The sequence below is a fragment of the Pseudomonas costantinii genome, from assembly GCF_001870435.1.
Classification (GTDB): Bacteria; Pseudomonadota; Gammaproteobacteria; order Pseudomonadales; family Pseudomonadaceae; genus Aquipseudomonas; species Aquipseudomonas costantinii.
Genome location: NZ_MDDR01000006.1, coordinates 179,048 through 199,441 on the forward strand (window position 1 = coordinate 179,048; position 20,394 = coordinate 199,441).

Sequence of the window (20,394 nt, forward strand, 5' to 3'; positions counted from 1 at the left end):
TTAGGGAGGCGTTGATGAAAACGCTTTGGCAACACTGCCACGTCGCAACCATGGCCCACGGCAAATACTCGATCATCGAGGATGCCGCCATGGTCACCGCAGGTCAGCTCATCGAGTGGATCGGCCCCTTGGCCGATCTGCCGGAGGGAGACTATGCGCAGGTTCACGACCTGCAAGGCGCGTGGGTTACCCCCGGGCTGATCGACTGCCACACGCACACGGTGTTTGGCGGCAATCGCAGCGGCGAATTCGAGCAGCGCCTTGAAGGGGTGAGCTACGCCGAAATCGCGGCCAAAGGGGGCGGTATTGCCAGCACGGTGCGCGCCACCCGCGCCGCGACAGAAGATGAACTGTTTGCCAGCGCTGAAAAGCGCCTGCGCAGTTTGCTGCGTGACGGCGTGACCACGGTTGAGATCAAGTCCGGCTACGGCTTGGACCTGGCCAATGAACGCAAGATGTTGCGGGTTGCGCGTCGTCTCGGCGAAGCGCTGCCAGTCAGCGTGCGCGCCACGTGCCTCGCGGCGCACGCGTTGCCGCCGGAGTACAAGGACCGTGCCGATGACTACATCGATCACATCTGCGCCGAGATGTTGCCAGCCTTGGCGGCGGAAGGGCTGGTGGATGCGGTCGACGCTTTCTGCGAGTACCTAGCGTTTTCCACCGAACAGGTGGAGCGCGTGTTCAAGGTTGCCCAGCAGTTGGACCTGCCGGTGAAACTGCATGCCGAGCAGCTGTCGTCGTTGCACGGTTCCAGCCTCGCGGCGCGTTACCACGCGTTGTCGGCGGACCATCTGGAGTTCATGACCGAAGAAGACGCCATCGCCATGGCCGCTTCTGGCACCGTCGCCGTCTTGCTGCCGGGCGCTTTCTACTTCCTGCGTGAAACCCAGTTGCCGCCGATGGAGGTCCTGCGCAAGCACGGTGTGAAGATCGCTATAGCCAGCGACCTCAACCCCGGCACCTCACCGGCGTTGTCGGTGCGCTTGATGCTGAACATGGCTTGCACCTTGTTCCGCATGACCCCGGAAGAAGCCCTGGCCGGCGCCACCCAGCATGCGGCCACCGCGCTGGGCATGGGTGACACCCATGGGTCTCTGGAAGTGGGCAAGGTCGCGGATTTTGTCGCGTGGCAGATTGATCGCCCCGCCGACCTTGCCTACTGGCTGGGCGGCGAGCTGGATAAACGCGTCGTGCGCCACGGCGTCGACGTCACTGTTTGAGGAGCAATGCTGTGGACAAGGTTCTGAACTTCAAAAAAGGCCGCGTGCCGCTGCTGATCAGCATGCCCCACGCCGGGCTGCGTCTCACGCCTGCGGTGCAGGCCGGGTTGATCCCCGAGGCGCAGAGCCTGCCGGATACCGACTGGCACATCCCCACGCTGTATGACTTTGCCGAAGAGCTCGGTGCCAGCACCTTGGCGGCCGAGTACTCGCGGTTTGTGATCGACCTGAACCGGCCGTCCGACGACAAACCGTTGTATGTCGGCGCCACCACCGGTTTGTACCCGGCGACGCTGTTTGACGGCGTGCCGTTGTTCCGCGAAGGTCTGGAGCCGTCAAAGGAAGAGCGCGCAACCTACCTGGAAAAGGTCTGGGGCCCATACCACCGTACGCTGCAAGAGGAACTGGCCCGGCTCAAGGCCGAGTTCGGCTATGCGCTGCTGTTCGATGCGCACTCGATCCGCTCGGTGATCCCGCACCTGTTCGATGGCAAACTGCCGGACTTCAACCTCGGCACCTTCAATGGCGCTGCCTGCGACGCCGAGTTGGCCAGCCAGCTCGAAGCCATCTGCGCCAAATATCCCCAGTACACCCATGTGCTGAACGGGCGCTTCAAGGGTGGCCATATCACCCGGCACTACGGCAACCCGGCGCAGGACATCCACGCCGTGCAGTTGGAGTTGTGCCAGAGCGCTTATATGGAAGAGTTCGAGCCGTTCCGTTATCGGACGGATTTGGCCGAGCCAACCCAGGTGGTGTTGAAGCAGTTGCTGGAAGGGTTCCTGGCTTGGGGGCAAAAGCGCTACGGCTGAAATGGCTATCGCCGGCAAGCCTCACAGTCGCCGCAGTGCAACTGCCGGTCGCCACAGGTCGTGTTGATAGAGGTCTCGCTGGGTAAGGTTGTGGGTACGGCGCGTCAGACGCCACTCCCCACAATAAAAGCTGCCGAGTGAGACCTCTTTCATGAAAAGACTGTTCAACCGTTACCTGTTGACCCTCACCGGCGCCGCACTGCTCAGTGCACACGCCATGGCCGCCGAGCCGGCCTCCTGCAAAGCCGTGCGCATGGGCGTGGTCAGTTGGACCGACGTGATCGCCACCTCGGGCATGGCTGATGTGTTACTCAACGGCCTGGGCTACGACAGCAAACAGACCAGCGCTGTGCAGCAGATCATCTTCGCGGGCATCCGCGACAAGCGTCTGGATGTTTTCCTCGGCTACTGGAAACCGGCGATGGATAACAACATCGCACCGTTCCTGGCGGCCAAACAGGTCAAAGTCTTCGATAAACCCAGCCTTGCCGACGCCCAGGCCACCCTGGCCGTGCCGCAATACGTGGCCGATGCCGGGTTGAAGACCTTTGCCGATATCGCCCGCTTCAAAGACAAGTTGGGCGCCAAGATCTATGGCATCGAGCCCGGTAGCGGCGCCAATACCGATATCCAGAAAATGATCGACACCAACCACTTCGGCCTCGGCGGCTTCAAGCTGGTCGCCTCGGGTGAAGCGGGCATGCTGGCGGCGGTGCAACGCGCGGTGAACCGCAAGGAGTTCGTGGTGTTTGTCGGTTGGACCCCGCACCCGATGAACATCAACATGAAAATGGCCTACCTCACCGGCAGTGAAGATGTGTTCGGCCCTGACGAAGGTCGCGCCACGGTCTCCACCGTCACCGCGCCGGACTTCGCAGAGCGCTGCCCCAACGCCAATCGACTGTTGGAAAACCTGACCTTCACCGCCGCCCAGGAAAGCCAGTTGATGGTGCCGATCATGGAGCGCCAGTCGCCCCAGGATGTGGCCAAGCAATGGCTGCGTGATCACCCTGAGGATTTGCAGCGCTGGTTGGCCGGGGTCACGGCGTTTGATGGCAAGGATGGCGTGGCAGCGGTGCAGGCCAGCCTCAAACCCTGAGCCGAACTTGTCAGATAAAACAACACGTTTGGATCTCCAGCGTCAGGGATATTTGCGCATGTATTCGATCTCTCCGCAGCTTGCCGCCTTTGTCGCCAAAACCGAGTCCTTCACCAGTGACGACTCGTCGCTGGCAGGATTACGCCAAGGCTACGACCGCATGTGCCAAGCATTTACCCCGCCACAGCCGCCAGGACTGCAAGTTTCGGACTTTTCACTGGGTGGGGTGAAGGTGCGTAGCTATAAGCCTACGACTCCCACTCCGGTTGATGGCTGGCCCTGCCTCCTTTATATGCACGGCGGCGGCTGGGTGGTCGGCGGGCTGGATTCCCATGACTTCATTTGCTTCGAACTGGCCAGCGCGTTACAGGTGCTGGTGATCGCCATCGATTACCGCCTGGCGCCTGAACACCCATTCCCAGCGGCTTACGAAGATTGCCGCGCGGTGTGGCAAGCGATCCAGGCGGGGCAGGGGCCGTACGCCATTGATCTCCGGCGTCTGGTGGTGGCAGGTGACAGCGCGGGCGGCAATCTGGCGGCGGCGTTGTGCCTGGGCCTGCGGGATGACGGCCAGCCGCGGCCCCGGGCCCAAGTGTTGATCTATCCAGGCTTGGGTGGCCCGGCCGATTTGCCATCACGCCGCGATTGCAGGGATGCGCCATTGCTCACCACCGCCGACACAGACTGCTATCTGGCGCTCTACCTGCTGGGTGCGGGCCAGCCGTCGTCCTATGCCATGCCGCTGCTGGCTGAAGACTTCAGCGATTTGCCCAAGGCATTGATCGCCGTGGCGCAGTTTGACCCGCTGCGTGATGACGGCATGCTCTACGCCGAACGCCTTCAGGCGGCGGGCGTAGCAGCGGTGCTTTATCCCGGGAAAGGCCTGATCCATGGCTGCCTAAGGGCGCGCGGCCAAGTGCCGGAGGTGGATCAGTTGTACGACTATCTGTTGTATTACCTGAGGAGCGAAGGGCTGACACAGGTCTAAGCGCTCAAGGACATGCTCATTGCACAATTCGGGTTTATGATGCCAGACGGCAAAATAATAGACGTCCCCCCAGGGATGAACCCGACACCCTACGGAGCGCGCAATGCAGACTTGGTACCCGCAGATCAAACCCTACGCCCGGCACGATCTGGCAGTCGATGAAACCCACACGCTGTATGTCGATGAAAGTGGCTCCCCCGAAGGTTTGCCCGTCGTATTCATCCACGGCGGCCCTGGTGCCGGTTGTGATGCCAACAGTCGCTGCTACTTTGATCCGAGCCTGTACCGCATTGTCACCTTCGACCAGCGTGGTTGCGGTCGCTCCACCCCTCGCGCCAGCCTGGAAAACAACACCACCTGGGACCTGGTCGCCGACCTCGAGCGCATCCGCGAACACTTGGGCATCGAGAAATGGGTGTTGTTCGGCGGTTCCTGGGGTTCGACCCTGGCCCTGGCCTACGCGCAAACCCACCCAGAGCGGGTCCATGGCCTGATCGTGCGCGGTATTTTCCTGGCCCGTCCCCAAGACATTCAGTGGTTCTACCAGGCCGGCGCCAGCCGTATGTTCCCGGATTACTGGCAGGACTACCTTGCCCCGATCCCTCAAGAAGAACGCCACGACCTGCTCACGGCCTACCATAAGCGCCTGACCGGCAACGACCAGATTGCCCAGATGCATGCGGCCAAGGCCTGGTCCACCTGGGAAGGTCGCATGTTGGGCCTGTGCCCGAACCCTCAGCAGGTCGAGCGGTTTGCCGAGCCCCAGCGCGCCCTGTCCATCGCGCGTATCGAGTGCCACTACTTCACCAACAACTCCTTCCTGGAACCTGACCAGCTGATTCGCGATATGCACAAGATCGCCCATCTGCCTGGCGTAATCATTCACGGCCGCTACGATATGATCTGCCCACTGGATAACGCCTGGGAGCTGCATCAGGCGTGGCCCAACAGCGAACTGCAAGTGATCCGCGAGGCTGGCCATGCGGCATCCGAGCCGGGAATCACTGATGCGTTGGTGCGTGCGACCGGCGAGATGGCACGGCGCCTGCTTGACTTGCCGCCAGAAGAAGCATGAAGGGCCTGTTGCAAAGGGTGCGTGGCGCCCGGGTTGAGGTCGCGGGCGAAGTAGTGGGGTCGATCGATCAGGGTTTGCTGGTGTTGGTGGCCGTCGAACCTGGCGATACGCCCGAGAGCGCCGACAAACTTTTGCACAAGCTGCTTAACTATCGGGTGTTCAGCGACGAAGAGGGCAAGATGAACGTGTCCTTGAAGGACATCGGCGGCGGTTTGCTGCTGGTGTCACAGTTCACTCTGGCGGCGGATACCAAAAGCGGGCTGCGTCCGAGCTTCTCTACTGCGGCCCCACCGGCCTTGGGTGCAGCGCTTTTCGATCACTTGCTGTTACAAGCGCAACAATTGCATGGCAAGGTGGCGTCGGGGCGTTTTGGCGCTGATATGCAGGTGCATTTGGTCAATGATGGCCCTGTGACCTTCCTCTTACAGACGTGAATGTATTAAAAACGACTTTTAATGCCTAAAAACGCAGGATTTCGCTACAAATACTTCGTTGTCCCTGATGCGTTGTCTCGCGGGCTACTAGATAATCGCGCGCTACGGGGATCAGCGTTGTTTGGTCCATTTTTGACTTAGGTAGAGACTTGTCCGGCAGCCGTTGGGGAATCATTTAGCCCCAGGGGAGTCGGAACAATGCTCGCCAACCTGGCATATAGATAGCTGGCCGTTGGTTTTTTGATCTGTTTTCGGCGAGGGTTGCTCGTGATTGTTAGTCCCTGTAATGCACCAAAATTGTCTGCCAAACGGTTACGAAACGCACTGGTGACGGGCTCTGCCCTGTTTTGCCTGTTCGGCGCGGGTCAACTGTGGGCATTCAGTCTGGATGATGTGTCGGCCAAGGCAAAAGAGCTGGCCGGGCAGAAATACGAAGCTCCGCGCAGCAATCTGCCAAACGAATTCCGCGAAATGAAATTCGCTGACTACCAAAAAATTCGTTTCCGCAACGAGAAAGCCGAGTGGGCTGATCAGAACACGCCGTTCAAGCTGTCCTTCTATCACCAGGGCATGCACTTCGACACGCCGGTGAAAATCAACGAAGTCACTGCCGACAGCGTCCAGGAAATCAAATACGACCCGACTCGTTTCGATTTCGGCGACGTGAAGTTTGATCCTAAAGCCACCGAACAACTGGGTTATGCCGGTTTCCGTGTGCTGTACCCGATCAACAAGGCTGACAAGCAAGACGAAATCATGACCATGCTCGGCGCCAGCTACTTCCGCGTCGTTGGCAAGGGCCAGTCCTATGGCCTGTCCGCCCGTGGCATGGCGATCGACACGGCATTGCCGTCCGGCGAAGAATTCCCGCGCTTCACTGAGTTCTGGATCGAGCGTCCAAAACCGGGTGAAAAACAGCTGGTGATCTTTGCCTTGCTGGACTCGCCTCGGGCTACCGGTGCCTATCGCCTGACCCTGCGCCCTGGCACCGACACCATTGTCGACGTCAAATCGCAGATGTTCCTGCGTGACAAGGTCACCAAACTGGGCGTTGCTCCGTTGACCAGCATGTACCTGTTCGGCGCGAACCAGCCGTCGAAGGTGCTCAACTACCGTCGTGAACTGCACGATTCCAGCGGCCTGTCGATCCATGCCGGTAACGGCGAGTGGATCTGGCGCCCACTGAACAACCCTAAACACCTGTCGGTCAGCAACTTCGCCGTAGAGAACCCGCGTGGTTTCGGCTTGCTGCAGCGTGGCCGCGACTTCAGCCACTACGAAGACCTGGACGACAACTACGACAAGCGCCCAAGCGCCTGGATCGAGCCTGAAGGCGACTGGGGCAAGGGTTCCGTCGACCTGGTAGAGATTCCGACCGCCGATGAAACCAACGACAACATCGTTGCGTTCTGGAGCCCGGCCGAGCTGCCTAAAGTCGGCGAACCGCTGAACGTCAGCTACCGCCTGCACTGGACCATGGACGAAAAGGCCCTGCACCCGACCGACAGCGCCTGGGTCAAGCAGACCCTGCGTTCCACCGGTGACGTGAAACAGTCCAACCTGATCCGTCAACCCGATGGCAGCGTGGCCTACCTGGTGGACTTCGAGGGCCCGTCCCTGAAAGCCCTGCCGTCTGATGCGCCGGTTCGCAGCCAGGTCAGCGTTGGCGACAACGCCGAGATCGTTGAGAACAGCGTGCGCTACAACGAGCACACCAAAGGCTGGCGTCTGACCCTGCGTATGAAGATCAAGGACGCAGGCAAACCGACCGAAATGCGTGCGGCCCTGGTCCAGGACATCGTGAAGCCTGAGCCTGAGAAGGTTTCGACCCAAGTGCTCAAGGCTGACAAAGTGCTCGCTAAACAGCACGAAAAGCAGGCCAAGAAAGACGCGAAAGACAAGGAAGCCAAGCAGCCAGAAGCTGCCCCAGCCACACCGGAGCCGGCCAAGACAGAACAAGTCCTGACCGAAACCTGGAGCTATCAGTTGCCTGCCGATGAGTAATTCCCAAGCCACGCCCGAGACTCTGTCCGAGTACCTGGCGCATCTCCCGATGACTGCTGAGCAGCGCGCCGAACTGGCGGGCTGCACATCCTTCAGCGAACTGCACGAACGCTTGTCGTCCAAGGCCTTCGACGCACCGACCGACGCTGCCCAAGCGTCGGTTGGCCGCCGGCTGACCCTCAACACCGCCGAAGAGCTGCAAGACGCGGAAATGCTGGCGCTCGACGCCAGTGGTCGGGTTTGCCTGAAGGCCACGCCGCCGATTCGTCGGACCAAAGTGGTGCCTGAGCCTTGGCGTACCAACATTCTGGTGCGCGGTTGGCGCCGGCTGACCGGTCGTACCAACCCTCCGGCCCCGCCGAAGGATGAACGTGTATTGCCGGCGGCGCGCTGGCGCACCGTGGGTTCGATCCGTCGTTACATCCTGCTGGTGCTGATGCTCGGCCAGACCATCATTGCCGGCTGGTACATGAAAGGCATCATGCCGTACCAAGGCTGGTCGCTGGTCGACTTCGACGAAGTTCGTAACCAGACGCTGCTGCAAACCGCCACCCAAGTACTGCCTTACGCCCTGCAAACCAGCATCCTGATCATGTTCGGGATCTTGTTCTGCTGGGTGTCGGCTGGTTTCTGGACTGCATTGATGGGCTTCCTGGAGTTGCTCACCGGTCACGATAAATACCGAATCTCCGGTAAAAGTGCCGGCGACGAGCCAATTCCGAAAGACGCCCGCACCGCGCTGGTGATGCCGATCTGCAACGAAGACGTGCCCCGGGTATTCGCCGGTCTGCGTGCGACGTTCGAATCGGTGGCCGCCACGGGTGACCTGGATCGCTTCGATTTCTTCGTGCTCAGCGACAGTAACGACGCTGATATCTGTATCGCCGAGCAGCAAGCCTGGCTCGACGTGTGCCGCGAAGCCGGTGGTTTCGGCAAGATCTTCTATCGCCGCCGTCGCCGTCGCGTAAAGCGCAAGAGCGGCAACCTCGACGACTTCTGCCGTCGTTGGGGCGGTGACTACAAGTACATGGTCGTTCTCGACGCCGACAGCGTGATGAGCGGCGAATGCCTGACCAGCCTGGTGCGCTTGATGGAAGCCACGCCGGATGCCGGGATTATCCAGACCGCGCCACGGGCGTCGGGCATGGACACCCTGTATGCGCGCATGCAGCAGTTCGCCACCCGCGTGTATGGCCCGCTGTTTACGGCCGGCCTGCACTTCTGGCAACTGGGTGAATCCCACTACTGGGGTCACAACGCGATCATCCGCATGAAGCCGTTTATCGAGCACTGCGCCCTGGCGCCATTGCCGGGGAAAGGCGCGTTCGCCGGTGCGATCCTCTCCCACGACTTCGTTGAAGCTGCGCTGATGCGCCGTGCCGGCTGGGGCGTGTGGATTGCCTACGACTTGCCGGGCAGTTACGAAGAGCTACCGCCGAACCTGTTGGATGAACTCAAGCGTGACCGTCGCTGGTGCCACGGCAACCTGATGAACTTTCGCCTGTTCCTGGTCAAGGGTATGCACCCGGTGCACCGTGCGGTGTTCCTGACCGGCGTGATGTCCTACCTGTCGGCGCCTTTATGGTTCTTCTTCCTGGTGCTGTCGACGGCGTTGCTGGCGGTGAACACCTTGATGGAACCGCAGTACTTCATGGCACCACGCCAGCTGTACCCACTGTGGCCTCAATGGCATCCGGACAAGGCGGTGGCGCTGTTCTCCACCACTATCGTGCTGCTGTTCCTGCCGAAGTTGCTGAGCATCATCCTGATCTGGGCCAAGGGCGCGAAAGAGTTCGGCGGCAAGTTCAAGGTGACCTTGTCGATGCTGCTGGAGATGCTGTTCTCCATGCTGCTGGCGCCGGTGCGGATGATCTTCCACACCCGCTTCGTACTCGCCGCGTTCCTCGGCTGGGCTGCGACCTGGAACTCGCCGCAGCGTGACGACGACTCCACGCCATGGAGTGAAGCGGTCAAGCGCCACGGTCCGCAAACCGTGCTCGGCTTCCTGTGGGCGCTGTTGGTGGTGTGGTTGAACCCAAGCTTCCTGTGGTGGCTGATTCCGATCGTCGGTTCGCTGATGCTGTCGATCCCGGTGTCGGTGATTTCCAGCCGGGTCAAGCTGGGCCTCAAGTCTCGCGACGAGAGCCTGTTCCTGATTCCTGAGGAATACAATCCGCCGCAAGCGTTGCTGTCGACCGAGAAGTACACCCACGAAAATCGTTGGCACGCCCTGAATGATGGGTTTGTGCGTTCGGTAGTCGATCCGCAGCAGAACGCCTTGGCCTGTGCCCTGGCGACCTCGCGTCACCGCGAGGCGGAGCCGATCGAGTACTTGCGCCTTGAGCGTGTTCGCCACGCGTTGAAAGTCGGCCCTGCCGGCCTCAACAACAGCGAGCGCCTGGCCTTGCTCAGCGACCCGGTGGCCCTGGCTCGCCTGCATGAGCAGGTCTGGAGCGAAGGTCATGCCGAGTGGCTCGGCGCTTGGCGTGAATCGATCAAAGCTGATCCTCACGCGCCGTTGCTGCCGCTGCAACCGCTGTCGTCCCAGGCTCAACCGGCCTGATTCAGACGCCCCCGAGTGTTCATCTCGGGGGCGTTCGAAGCGCTGATCCTACAGCGTTCCCCGCCTCTTCCATTTAACGCTAACTCCTTGTTATTTCGAAACAAAAGACCTTTGTTCGAGACGTATTGCCGTGCCCGTGCCTGGGTTAGCATCGCCCCCCAAATTTGATTTGCCACGGGGGATTCATGAGCAAAAGGTATTGTTTGGCATGGCTGATCGGCGCTGTCGTATTGATTTACGCAGGTCTGGTGAATGCTGGCGCCCTTGACGACGCCGTTCGACGCGGTGTGCTTAAAGTCGGCACCACGCCCACTTACGTCCCCTTTGAAATGACGGATAAACAGGGGCGCATCGTCGGTTTTGAGATCGACTTGCTCCAGGCGATGAGCCGCGCGTTGGGCGTTGAGCTTGAACTGATTGCGGTGCCTTATACCGAGTTGCTGCCGGGTCTGATGGCGAAGAAGTTTGATCTGATTGGCAGCGGCATGACGGTTACTCAGGAGCGCAACCTGAAGCTGAATTTCAGCGACTCCTTCATCGTGGTTGGCCAAACGGTACTGTTGCACCCCCGCCTGGCCGGCATGGTTTCGAGTATTGAAGACCTGAACGAGGCTGGATACCGGATCGTTGCCACTGAAGGCACCACTGGAGAGGCTGCTGCACAACGCTTTCTGGGGGCGGCTCGTCTAAGTAGTTTCACCACCTCGGAAGAAGCTATACGGCAGGTAGTCGAGGGCAAGGCCGATGCCTTTATTCATGACGCGCCCTACAACCTGATCGCGATGACCCGGCCGGAAAACCGCACGTTATTGGCGCTTGAACAACCCTTTACCTTCGAGCCCCTGGCGTTCGGCCTGAAAAAAGGTGATTACGACAGCCTTAACTGGATCAACCATTTCCTCAATCAGGTGGCACAGGATGGCACCTACGATCGCCTGCACGATAAGTGGTTTAAGGACACCACCTGGATGGCGGAGATCGATTGAGTGTCATAACTGCTTACACATCAATCAATTGCCGAACACAGGCTCTTGGCTGCACCGTTGTGGGGCTTTTCCGACATACGCCGATAACATTTACCCGTGAAACCTTTGTGACGGGGGACGAGTGAGTTAGGATCGCACCCCGCAATGGTGCAGCCCTTTTGCGCACCGGCCTTACAAGAATCGTTCAGGGGACTTGATGATGAAAAAGTATCTTTCGATGCTGCTGCTAGGCGTCACTACGCTGGTCGCCGCAGCTGCGGCCCAAGCCGGAGCCATCGATGATGCGGTCAAGCGCGGCACGCTGAAAGTCGGCATGGACCCGACCTACATGCCGTTCGAAATGACAGATAAACGCGGTGAAATCATCGGTTTTGAAGTCGACATCCTCAAGGCCATGGCCAAGTCCATGGGCGTCAAGCTGGAGCTGGTGTCCACCGGTTATGATGGCATCATCCCGGCCTTCCTGACCGGCAAGTTCGACATGATCGGCAGCGGCATGACCCTGACCCAGGAACGTAACCTGCGCCTGAACTTCAGCGAACCCTTCATTGTGGTCGGCCAGACTTTGCTGATCCGCAAGGACCTGGAAGGCACCATCAAGTCTTACAAAGACCTGAACGACGAGAAATATCGCCTGACCTCCAAGCTTGGCACCACGGGTGAAATGATCGCCAAGAAGATGATCTCCAAAGCCAAGTACCACGGCTATGACAACGAGCAAGAAGGCGTGTTGGACGTGGTCAACGGCAAAGCCGACGCCTTCGTCTATGACGCGCCGTACAACGTAGTGGCTGAGAAGAAAGTCGGCAACGGCAAGCTGGTGTTCCTCGACGAACCCTTCACTTTCGAGCCTCTGGCGTTCGGCCTGAAAAAAGGCGATTACGACAGCCTCAACTACATCAATAATTTCCTGCACCAGATCCGCAACGACGGCACCTACGATCGCATCCATGACAAGTGGTTCAAGAGCTCCGAGTGGCTCAAGGACATGGAATAAGGGCTGACATCGAGTCGATCGTTCCCACGCTCTGCGTGGAAATGCAGCCCGTGACGCTCCGCGTCACAAAGCGGACGCAGAGCGTCTAGTGAGGCATTCCCACGCAGAGCGTGGGAACGATCTCAATCAATCCCGGAATTCGCAATGAAACAGAAAAAAGCCCAATGGCCCTGGCACCTGCTGACCGTGGTCGTGTTGGTTGGCCTGGCTGGCGCGTTGTACTACGCCACCTCGCTGATGTCCTACGAATGGCGCTGGAACCGCGTGCCGCAGTACTTCGCCTATCAGGCCGAAACGTCGCAGCGTGCCGCCGACATTTCCACCGTCGTTGAGTTGGTACGCAAAGGCGATGTAGCCGAAGTCACCCTGCGCAACGACGCCGGAGTGGAGCAAAAACTGACCGTTGCCGACAACAGTCTGCAAGTTGCACGTGGCGATGACGTGGCCGAAGGCGATGTGGTGGGCGTGACCCGCCATTGGGCGCTGGGCCCGCTGATGTGGGGCTTGTGGACCACGTTGTGGCTGTCGGTGGTGTCCGGGATTCTGGGCTTGGCGATTGGTTTGGCGACGGGGTTGTGCCGTCTCTCCAGTAACCCGACCCTGCGCGACCTGTCGACGATCTACGTCGAGCTGGTGCGCGGCACGCCGCTTTTGGTGCAGATCTTCATTTTCTATTTCTTCATCGGCACGGTGCTCAACCTGTCTCGGGAATTCGCCGGGATCGCCGCACTGTCGCTGTTCACCGGCGCCTACGTGGCGGAAATTGTCCGCGCCGGCGTGCAGTCCATCACCCGTGGTCAGAACGAAGCCGCGCGCTCCCTGGGCCTGAGTGCCAGTCAGTCTATGCGCCACGTGGTGTTGCCGCAGGCCTTCAAGCGCGTGCTACCGCCGCTGGCCGGGCAATTTATCAGTCTGGTGAAAGACACGTCCCTGGTCTCGGTGATCGCCATTACTGAGCTGCTCAAAAGCGGTCGCGAAGTGATCACCACCTCGTTTTCGCCGTTTGAAATCCTGTTCTGTGTGGCAGGCCTGTACCTGCTGATCAACCTGCCGCTGTCGAAAATGGCCAGCCGGCTTGAGCGGAGGCTCGCGCAAAGTGATTGAAGTTCGCGATCTGGTAAAAGTCTTCGACACCCGTGGCCATGTGGTGCGCGCGGTGGACCACGTCACCACCCAAGTCGCCAAGGGCGAAGTGTTGGTTGTGATTGGCCCGTCGGGTTCCGGTAAGTCAACGTTCCTGCGCTGCCTTAACGGGCTGGAAGAATTCGATTCCGGCTCGGTGAGCATCGACGGCCTGCAACTGGCCGACCCGAAAACCGATGTGAACGCCTACCGCCGTGAAGTCGGCATGGTGTTCCAGCACTTCAACCTGTTTCCCCACATGACCGTGCTGGAAAACCTGTGCCTTGCGCAAAAAGTCGTGCGCAAGCGCGGCAAGCAAGAGCGCGAGGCCAAGGCCCTGGCGCTACTGGAGAAGGTCGGGATCGCGCAGAAGGCCAACGAATTCCCGTCACGCCTGTCTGGCGGTCAGCAACAACGGGTGGCGATTGCCCGGGCCCTGGCCATGGAACCCAAGGTGATGTTGTTTGACGAACCGACTTCGGCCCTCGACCCGGAAATGGTCGGCGAAGTACTGGACGTGATGAAGACCCTGGCCCTGGAAGGCATGACCATGGTCTGCGTCACCCACGAGATGGGTTTTGCCCGCGAAGTCGCGGACCGTGTGCTGTTCTTCGATCACGGCAAGCTGCTCGAAGACGCTTCCCCAGCCGAATTCTTCGATGCGCCGAAAGACCCACGGGCCCAGGCCTTCCTACGCCAAGTCCTGTAATCACCTCACCCGTAGCAGCTGTCGAGCTTAAGCGAGGCTGCGTCGGGCGCGCTGCCGATACAGGCGCGTGTCGCGCCTCACGCAGCCTCGCTGGGGCTCGACAGCTGCTACGGTGGCTAGAGCCTGAATTTGCCAACCAGCGTCTGTAAGTCCAGGCTCAGCCTCGTCAACTGAACGCTCGCAGTTGCGGTTTCCTCACTGGCGACTGCCGTTTGTTCCGACACATCCCGCACCGTCAACACACTGCGATTGATCTGCGCGGCCACCGCACTTTGCTGCTCGGCAGCGGCAGCAATCTGCGGGTTCATTTCCTGGATGAGCGACACGGTTCGCGCAATCGCCGCCAGCGCGTCGCCGACGTCTCGGGTCAGGCCGACGCTGTTGTCGGTCAGCGTACGACTGTTGTCCATGATGTCGGCGACCTGTTGTGTGTCGTTATGCAGGCGGAGGATCAGCCCTTCGATTTCTTCGGCGGACTCTTGGGTACGTTGGGCCAGGCTGCGAACCTCATCGGCCACCACGGCGAAACCTCTACCGGCGCTGCCTGCGCGCGCCGCCTCGATCGCGGCGTTCAGTGCCAGCAAGTTGGTCTGCTGGGACACTGACTTGATAACGTCCAGCACGCTGCCGATCTTTTGGCTCTGGCGCTGCAACGCGAGCATCGCCTGGCTGGAGCGTGCCATCTCATGGGCCAGATGATCGATTTGCTCAACGGCCTGCGTGACAATCTGTTCTCCCGCGCTTGCCTGTTGGTCCGCCTCGCTGGTGGCTGTGGATGCCTGTTCCGCGTGACGAGCGACTTCTTGCGCAGTGGCGAGCATTTCATTCATGGCCGTGGCCATCTGGTCGGTTTCCTCTTTCTGATAGTTGATCCCGCTGCGGGTCTGTTCGGTGACGGCTGACAGTTGGTTGGCAGCACCGGCTATTTGCCGGGCACTATCGCTGATACCCCCGATGAGGCTGCGTAGATTGAGCGTCATTTGCGCGATGCTCTGCTGCAACTGACCGAGTTCGTCATGGCGTTCGACCTGAGGGTTGTCACTCAAGTCGCCGTCGGCGATACGGTTGGCGGTGGTCAGGGTTTTACGCAATGGCACCACGATTTGCCGGGCGATCCACCACGCGGCCAGGCTGCCTAGTAGAAGCGCGGTCAGGGTGACACCCACCAGCAGCGTGCGGGTTTGGCTCGCTTCGTTGTCGCGCTTGAGGGTCTGGTCCTGGCTTAGCAGGTCGCTTTGTTCGAGCAATTGGTTGAGCTGTTGCTCTAGGCGATTTTGCACGGCTTCGGTGGTGAGCTGGGTCTCCTTGAGGGCATTGAGTTGCACGCGATAGTCCGCCAGGTCGGTTTTGAGCAGGGTGGAGTCAACGGGGAGCGTTGTAACGGCGGCCAGGGAGATTTCCAATGCGTCGAGGGTTTGGCTCACGGCCTGTTCGTAGGCGTTCAGCGAATCGGCTGACCAGGCCGGGCTTTGTGTACGGTCCTGCGCCAGTGCGATGGCTTGACGCAGGTTTTCTAATGTATCCAGGGCCATTTGGTCCTGCTGGTCGGGCAACTTGCTGGCCAGCTGGGCGAGGGTATCACCCGCCTGGAGCGCAGCATTTTTCAGTAGGGTGCGGGTGTTCTCGCGTCTCTCGATCAAGGGTGGCAGCTGCGCCAGCCCAGCCTTGAAGCTGTTGATCGACTGAGTCGCCTCTTGGACGCTCAGTTGGTTGTTCGGGTCTTTCAGGTTGCTGGAGAGGTCGGCGAGATACTGGTCGATCTTTTTAATCTGAGTGCTCATCTTGCTGAGACTGGCAGTGTCCGTGAGGGTGCGATACACGATGCGATCGGCGCGCATAGCCTCTGCCACTACGGCGAGTTGCCCCAACACAATCAAATTGTTCGAACGGCTGAGTACAGCATTCACGGCTTGCCAGCCGGTAATTGCGATGATGACGCTGAGGAGCAGCACCTGGCCGAAGCCTAGGGCCAGTTTAAGCGTGACGCTGGTGTTACCCAGCAGGCGGGTCAGCCGAGGAAACATGAGGAGCCTCCAAATCAGAAAGAGCGCTTGGGAACGCTAATTCGATTCGGAGTCATGGCGGGCTGATAATTGCGTAGGACGTTTCACAAGGTGCTGTGTTCGGCGGCCTCGATTAGCCGCCGCAAAGGGCCGATCAGACGCGGAAGCGCCCTACAAGCGTCTGCAAATAAATCCCCAGGCGTGCCAGCTCGGCGCTGGACGCGGCGGTTTCTTCACTGGCCGAAGAGGTCTGTTCAGACACGTCTCGCACATTCAGCACGCTGCGGTTGATCTCCTCAGCCACGGCGCTTTGTTGCTCGGCGGCGGTGGCGATCTGCGAGTTCATTGCCTGGATGGTCGAGACCGTGCGGGTGATATTGCCCAGCGCATTGCCGGCGCGGCGGGTCAGCTCCACGCTGCTCTCTGTGAGGCCACGGCTGTTGTCCATGATGGTCGCCACCTGTTGGGTGCCGCTTTGCAGGCCGACTATCAGTTCTTCGATCTCTTCGGTGGACTTCTGGGTGCGCTGGGCCAGGCTGCGCACCTCGTCAGCCACCACCGCGAAGCCACGTCCGGCCTCACCTGCACGTGCCGCCTCAATCGCCGCGTTCAGCGCCAGCAGGTTGGTTTGTTGAGCTACGGACTTGATCACGTCGAGTACGCTGCCGATCTTGTCGCTCTCGCGTTTCAGATGGCCCATCGCCTCGGTGGAGTTGCCGACTTCAGTGGCTAAGCGCTCGATCTGGGCGATGGCTTCACCCACCACCTTATCGCCTTCACGGGCTTGTTGATCAGCGGCTACGGCGGCTTCGGAGGCTTCCTCGGCGTTACGCGCGACCTCTTGTACGGTGGCGGCCATTTCATTCATGGCGGTGGCTACCTGATCGGTTTCCACTTTTTGGCTGTTGACCCCGGCGCTGGTCTGCTCGGTCACGGCCGACAGTTGCTCGGCGGCGCTGGCGATCTGAGTGACGCCGTCACTGATGCCGCCGATCAGCTCGCGCAGGCCCACGGTCATGCTCTGCATGGCACGTTGCAGTTGGCCCAGTTCGTCTTGGCGTCCGGAGTTGAGGTTGTGGCTCAAGTCGCCGGAGGCCACGCGCTCAGCCACTTTGAGGGTCTGGTTCAGCGGTATGACGATCTGACGGGTGATGGCCCAGGCGGCGACCATGCCGAAGATCAGCGCCAATACTGTGGCCAGCAGCAACAGTTGTTTGGCATGGGCGGCATCGGTGTCGCGCACCACGGTCTGGGAAATCGTGAGTTTGTCGCTGTTGCCCAGCAGGATGGCGCCTTGTTCGGTCGTGATTTTCAGGGCTGCCGCTGTTGCAACTTGGGAGTCACGGTACTGGCTGACGGCGGCGCGGTAGGCTTGCAGCGAGGTGCTGGCCTCTTGCAGGTTGGCCTGGTACTGCGCTGGCAGTTGGCCTTGGAGTTCGGTGATTTTCTTCAGGGCGTTGTCGATGGCATCCAGCGCGGGCTGCTCGGCTTCGGTCTTGCCGCTGTAGGTGTAGCCGCGAACCTGGAAGCGCGCTTGCTGAATCAGCTTGCTCAGGTCGACCACGCTGTTGAATTGGATGACGCTATCGCCTTGCAGCAGAGATTTCTCAATTTCGCTGGTTTTGGCCACAGCGTTATCGGCCGTATCTCCGAGCTTACTGCGCGCGCCTTCACGCTTGAGGCCGGCCTGGACCATGGTTGCAAAGGCTTTTTTGTATTGATTCAAGGCGTCCAGTTGTTGCTCTACCAGGGCCTTGTCGTCGGGTTGCTCGATCAGGCCTTCGGCGGTTTTCAGGCCACTGTCCAGTTGTGTGATCAGGTCGTTGACCGCGCCCGTGCCTTGTTCGCCGCGACGCATTTCGAAGTCCAGGCGCGCCAGGCGCAGGTCTTTGGTCAGGCTGTTGAGGCTGGAGATAAAGCCCAGCTTGTCGCCACGACTGGTCACGTCGCCCAGGCCGGTCCAACCGGTGAAGGTGATCAGCAGCGTCAGGATCAACACCAAGCCAAAGCCAATGCTCAGCTTGCGATTGACGCTCACATTCCCCAGATTTTCGGCTAACCAACGGTACATGCTGCGATCTCCTTTGGAACAAGGCTTGGACTTATTCAAAGGTTATCGGCAGCGTAGGGAGATTCTGTAGTGACGCAAATCCATTGTGGGCGTGTTGTCAGAACAGGCGCGCGAGCAGTGCGGTTACGGCGGTTTCGACGCGCAGGATGCGTGCACCCAACTGCACCGGTTGTAAGCCGGCCTTGGCCAGCAGGTCCACTTCGTAGGGAATCCAGCCACCTTCCGGGCCGATGGCCAGTGTGACTGGCTCATCCAGCCCACGCGGGCAGGGCGGGTAATCGCCGGGGTGGCCGATCAGGCCCAGAGTGCCTTCGGTCATGGCCGGCAGGCGGTCTTCGACGAAGGGCTTGAAGCGTTTTTCAATGATGATTTCGGGCAGCACGGTGTCCCGGGCCTGTTCCAGGCCGAGGATCAATTGCTCACGAACCGCTTCAGGCTCCAGGAACGGGGTTTGCCAGAAACTCTTTTCCACCCGGTAACTGTTGACCAGCACTACCTTGGGCACACCCATGGCGGCCACGGTTTGCAGCACCCGGCGCAGCATTTTCGGGCGCGGCAGGGCCAGCAATAGAGTCAGCGGCAGTTTGGCCGGAGGCGGCAGGTCAAAGCTGACTTGCAACTCGGCTTCGCGAGCTTCCAGGCGCAGCAGTTGCGCGTTGCCCATCAGCCCGCCGATGCGCCCAACCCGCAGGTTGTCGCCCACCACGGCGCGGTGGACTTCCTGCATATGCACCAGGCGCCGATCTCGCAGGACCACCCGGTCGGCCGCAACAAAGTCGGCCTCTTCAAGCAGCAGCAGGTTCACGGTTGGGTCGCTGGCGGCTGGTCGTCGTCGGGTTGGTCATCCGGATGATCGCCACGTTTGCTGATCAGGCTGCCGAACAGGATACCGATCTCGAAGAGCATCCACATTGGCACGGCCAGCAGGGTCTGGGAGAAGATGTCCGGCGGCGTCAGGATCATGCCGACCACGAAGCAGCCGATGATCACGTATGGGCGGATCTTCTTCAGGTATTGGACGTTGACCACACCGATCCACACCAGCAGTACGACCGCCACCGGGATTTCGAAGGCCACGCCAAAGGCGAAGAACAGCGTCATCACGAAGTCGAGGTAGCTGGTGATGTCGGTCATCATTTCAACGCCGGCCGGGGTGGCGGAGGCGAAGAACTTGAAGATCAGTGGGAACACTAGGAAGTAGGCGAAGGCCATGCCGGTGTAGAACAACAGGATGCTCGACACCAGCAATGGCACCGCGATGCGCTTCTCATGCTTGTACAGGCCCGGTGCGATAAAGCCCCAGATCTGATGCAGGATCACCGGAATCGCCAGGAACAACGACACCATCATGGTCAGCTTCAACGGTGTCAGGAACGGCGACGACACGTCGGTGGCGATCATCGTCGCGCCGGCCGGCAGGTAGTGGCGCAGCGGGGTGGAGACGAAGGTATAAATCTGCTGGGTAAAGGCGAACAGCCCGGCAAAGATGATGAAGATCGCCGCCACGCAACGCAGCAGGCGGGTACGCAACTCGGTGAGGTGCGAGACCAGCGGCATGTGCTGGTCGTTTTCCGGTTTATCAGCGCTCATGGGGCTCGCGGCGGCAATGTAGGGTCATGGGGCGCGGGCGACGCAACGGGCGTCGGCGCGGCGGGCTCTGTCGCGGTTGGAGCGGTCGGGATCGGAGCAGCAGGTGGGGCTTCAACCACAGGTGTCGGCGCGATGCTGTGCTCGGCCACAGGTTCGGCCGGTTTGGCGGGCTCCTGGACCGGGGAAAGAATCTTCCGCGCTTCCTGCTCCAACGACAGGATATGTTCGTTGTGCAGTTGCCGACGGATCTCGTCGGCGCCGATTTCCCGTTCAACTTCCTGTTTGATGGCGTTGAAGCTGCGCTTCAAGCGCCCGATCCATAGGCCTGCGGTGCGCGCGGCACCGGGCAGGCGTTCCGGCCCCAGCACCAACAGGGCAACCAGGCCGACGAGGAGCAGTTCAGAGAAGCTGATACCAAACATTAGTCAGTGCTCACGAGTCTTTGCGGGTCGGCTCTTCGACTTTCTCAGCCTGCACGTCGAAGGTACGACGCTCGGTGATTGGCTGGGCGGCCTGCGGGTGCACAGGCTGGACCGGCGGCGCTGGGTTAACTACGGGGTCAGCAGGTTTTTCATCGTCGTTCATGGCTTTACGAAAGCCCTTGATCGACTCGCCTACGTCGGTGCCCAGGTTCTTGAGTTTCTTGGTGCCGAACACCAGTACAACTACCACCAGAATGACGATCCAGTGTTTCCAGTCAAAAATGCCCATGCTGCAATTC

17 protein-coding genes and 2 pseudogenes are annotated in these 20,394 nt (G+C 60.2%); 12 read left to right on the top strand and 7 right to left on the bottom strand.

All coding sequences use genetic code 11. From position 1 onward, the window contains the following. The first annotated feature begins 14 nt into the window (after nucleotides 1-14). The 12 genes and pseudogenes from hutI (at nucleotide 15) to BFL40_RS04555 (ending at nucleotide 14,009) form a co-directional block, all read left to right on the top strand. Nucleotides 15-1,220 carry an imidazolonepropionase gene (gene hutI, locus BFL40_RS04500; protein ID WP_071482630.1) on the top strand — a complete coding sequence of 402 codons (1,206 nt, stop codon included), beginning with the start codon at nucleotides 15-17 and terminating at the stop codon, nucleotides 1,218-1,220. A gap of 11 nt (nucleotides 1,221-1,231) precedes the next feature. Beyond that, nucleotides 1,232-2,032 carry an N-formylglutamate deformylase gene (gene hutG / locus BFL40_RS04505; RefSeq protein WP_071482631.1) on the top strand — a complete coding sequence of 267 codons (801 nt, stop codon included), beginning with the start codon at nucleotides 1,232-1,234 and terminating at the stop codon, nucleotides 2,030-2,032. 151 nt (nucleotides 2,033-2,183) lie between these two features. Continuing rightward, nucleotides 2,184-3,131 (top strand): choline ABC transporter substrate-binding protein, encoded by a 948-nt coding sequence (locus tag BFL40_RS04510; protein ID WP_071482632.1) that lies wholly within the window; start codon nucleotides 2,184-2,186, stop codon nucleotides 3,129-3,131. A gap of 58 nt (nucleotides 3,132-3,189) precedes the next feature. Next, the gene (locus BFL40_RS04515) at nucleotides 3,190-4,119 is read left to right on the top strand and encodes an alpha/beta hydrolase (RefSeq protein ID WP_071482633.1); all 930 of its coding nucleotides are present in this window, start codon (nucleotides 3,190-3,192) and stop codon (nucleotides 4,117-4,119) included. A 103-nt stretch (nucleotides 4,120-4,222) separates the two neighbouring features. Then, on the top strand, nucleotides 4,223-5,194 hold the full coding sequence (pip, locus tag BFL40_RS04520) for a prolyl aminopeptidase (RefSeq protein ID WP_071482634.1): 972 nt from the start codon (nucleotides 4,223-4,225) through the stop codon (nucleotides 5,192-5,194). Continuing rightward, the gene (gene dtd / locus BFL40_RS04525) at nucleotides 5,191-5,628 is read left to right on the top strand and encodes a D-aminoacyl-tRNA deacylase (protein WP_071482635.1); all 438 of its coding nucleotides are present in this window, start codon (nucleotides 5,191-5,193) and stop codon (nucleotides 5,626-5,628) included. The genes pip and dtd overlap by 4 nt, the downstream gene beginning before the upstream one ends. A gap of 267 nt (nucleotides 5,629-5,895) precedes the next feature. Then, on the top strand, nucleotides 5,896-7,632 hold the full coding sequence (locus BFL40_RS04530; protein ID WP_071482731.1) for a glucan biosynthesis protein G: 1,737 nt from the start codon (nucleotides 5,896-5,898) through the stop codon (nucleotides 7,630-7,632). Further along, nucleotides 7,625-10,212 (top strand): annotated as a pseudogene (gene mdoH, locus BFL40_RS04535) (glucans biosynthesis glucosyltransferase MdoH); the annotation flags it as partial. The gene BFL40_RS04530 and the pseudogene mdoH, both read left to right, overlap by 8 nt. Nucleotides 10,213-10,380: 168 nt before the next feature. Beyond that, nucleotides 10,381-11,181: a transporter substrate-binding domain-containing protein gene (locus tag BFL40_RS04540; protein ID WP_071482637.1), complete on the top strand. Its 801-nt coding sequence runs from the start codon at nucleotides 10,381-10,383 to the stop codon at nucleotides 11,179-11,181. A 199-nt stretch (nucleotides 11,182-11,380) separates the two neighbouring features. Then, nucleotides 11,381-12,178 (top strand): transporter substrate-binding domain-containing protein, encoded by a 798-nt coding sequence (locus tag BFL40_RS04545; RefSeq protein ID WP_071482732.1) that lies wholly within the window; start codon nucleotides 11,381-11,383, stop codon nucleotides 12,176-12,178. 144 nt (nucleotides 12,179-12,322) lie between these two features. Continuing rightward, complete coding sequence (locus BFL40_RS04550) at nucleotides 12,323-13,282, top strand: amino acid ABC transporter permease (RefSeq protein WP_071482638.1); 960 nt, start codon at nucleotides 12,323-12,325, stop codon at nucleotides 13,280-13,282. Further along, a complete protein-coding gene (locus tag BFL40_RS04555) occupies nucleotides 13,275-14,009 on the top strand; it encodes an amino acid ABC transporter ATP-binding protein (protein ID WP_071482639.1) in 735 nt (244 codons plus the stop codon). The genes BFL40_RS04550 and BFL40_RS04555 overlap by 8 nt, the downstream gene beginning before the upstream one ends. A gap of 116 nt (nucleotides 14,010-14,125) precedes the next feature. On the opposite strand, the gene BFL40_RS04560 is transcribed toward BFL40_RS04555, so the two are convergent. The 7 genes and pseudogenes from BFL40_RS04560 to BFL40_RS04585 form a co-directional block, all read right to left on the bottom strand. Beyond that, complete coding sequence (locus BFL40_RS04560; protein WP_071482640.1) at nucleotides 14,126-16,033, bottom strand: HAMP domain-containing methyl-accepting chemotaxis protein; 1,908 nt, start codon at nucleotides 16,031-16,033, stop codon at nucleotides 14,126-14,128. A gap of 133 nt (nucleotides 16,034-16,166) precedes the next feature. After that, the gene (locus BFL40_RS34540) at nucleotides 16,167-17,039 is read right to left on the bottom strand and encodes a methyl-accepting chemotaxis protein (protein WP_408003979.1); all 873 of its coding nucleotides are present in this window, start codon (nucleotides 17,037-17,039) and stop codon (nucleotides 16,167-16,169) included. Further along, nucleotides 17,025-18,083 (bottom strand): annotated as a pseudogene (locus BFL40_RS34545) (methyl-accepting chemotaxis protein); the annotation flags it as partial. The gene BFL40_RS34540 and the pseudogene BFL40_RS34545, both read right to left, overlap by 15 nt. A gap of 97 nt (nucleotides 18,084-18,180) precedes the next feature. Further along, a complete protein-coding gene (locus BFL40_RS04570; RefSeq protein WP_071482642.1) occupies nucleotides 18,181-18,888 on the bottom strand; it encodes a 16S rRNA (uracil(1498)-N(3))-methyltransferase in 708 nt (235 codons plus the stop codon). Beyond that, nucleotides 18,885-19,673: a twin-arginine translocase subunit TatC gene (gene tatC, locus BFL40_RS04575; protein WP_071482643.1), complete on the bottom strand. Its 789-nt coding sequence runs from the start codon at nucleotides 19,671-19,673 to the stop codon at nucleotides 18,885-18,887. Before tatC ends, BFL40_RS04570 begins: the two co-directional genes overlap by 4 nt. Beyond that, nucleotides 19,670-20,095, bottom strand: coding sequence for a Sec-independent protein translocase protein TatB (gene tatB, locus BFL40_RS04580; RefSeq protein ID WP_071482644.1), 426 nt, complete (start codon nucleotides 20,093-20,095; stop codon nucleotides 19,670-19,672). Before tatB ends, tatC begins: the two co-directional genes overlap by 4 nt. Before the next feature lie 10 nt (nucleotides 20,096-20,105). Then, on the bottom strand, nucleotides 20,106-20,384 hold the full coding sequence (locus BFL40_RS04585; protein WP_071482645.1) for a twin-arginine translocase TatA/TatE family subunit: 279 nt from the start codon (nucleotides 20,382-20,384) through the stop codon (nucleotides 20,106-20,108). Nucleotides 20,385-20,394 lie beyond the last annotated feature (10 nt).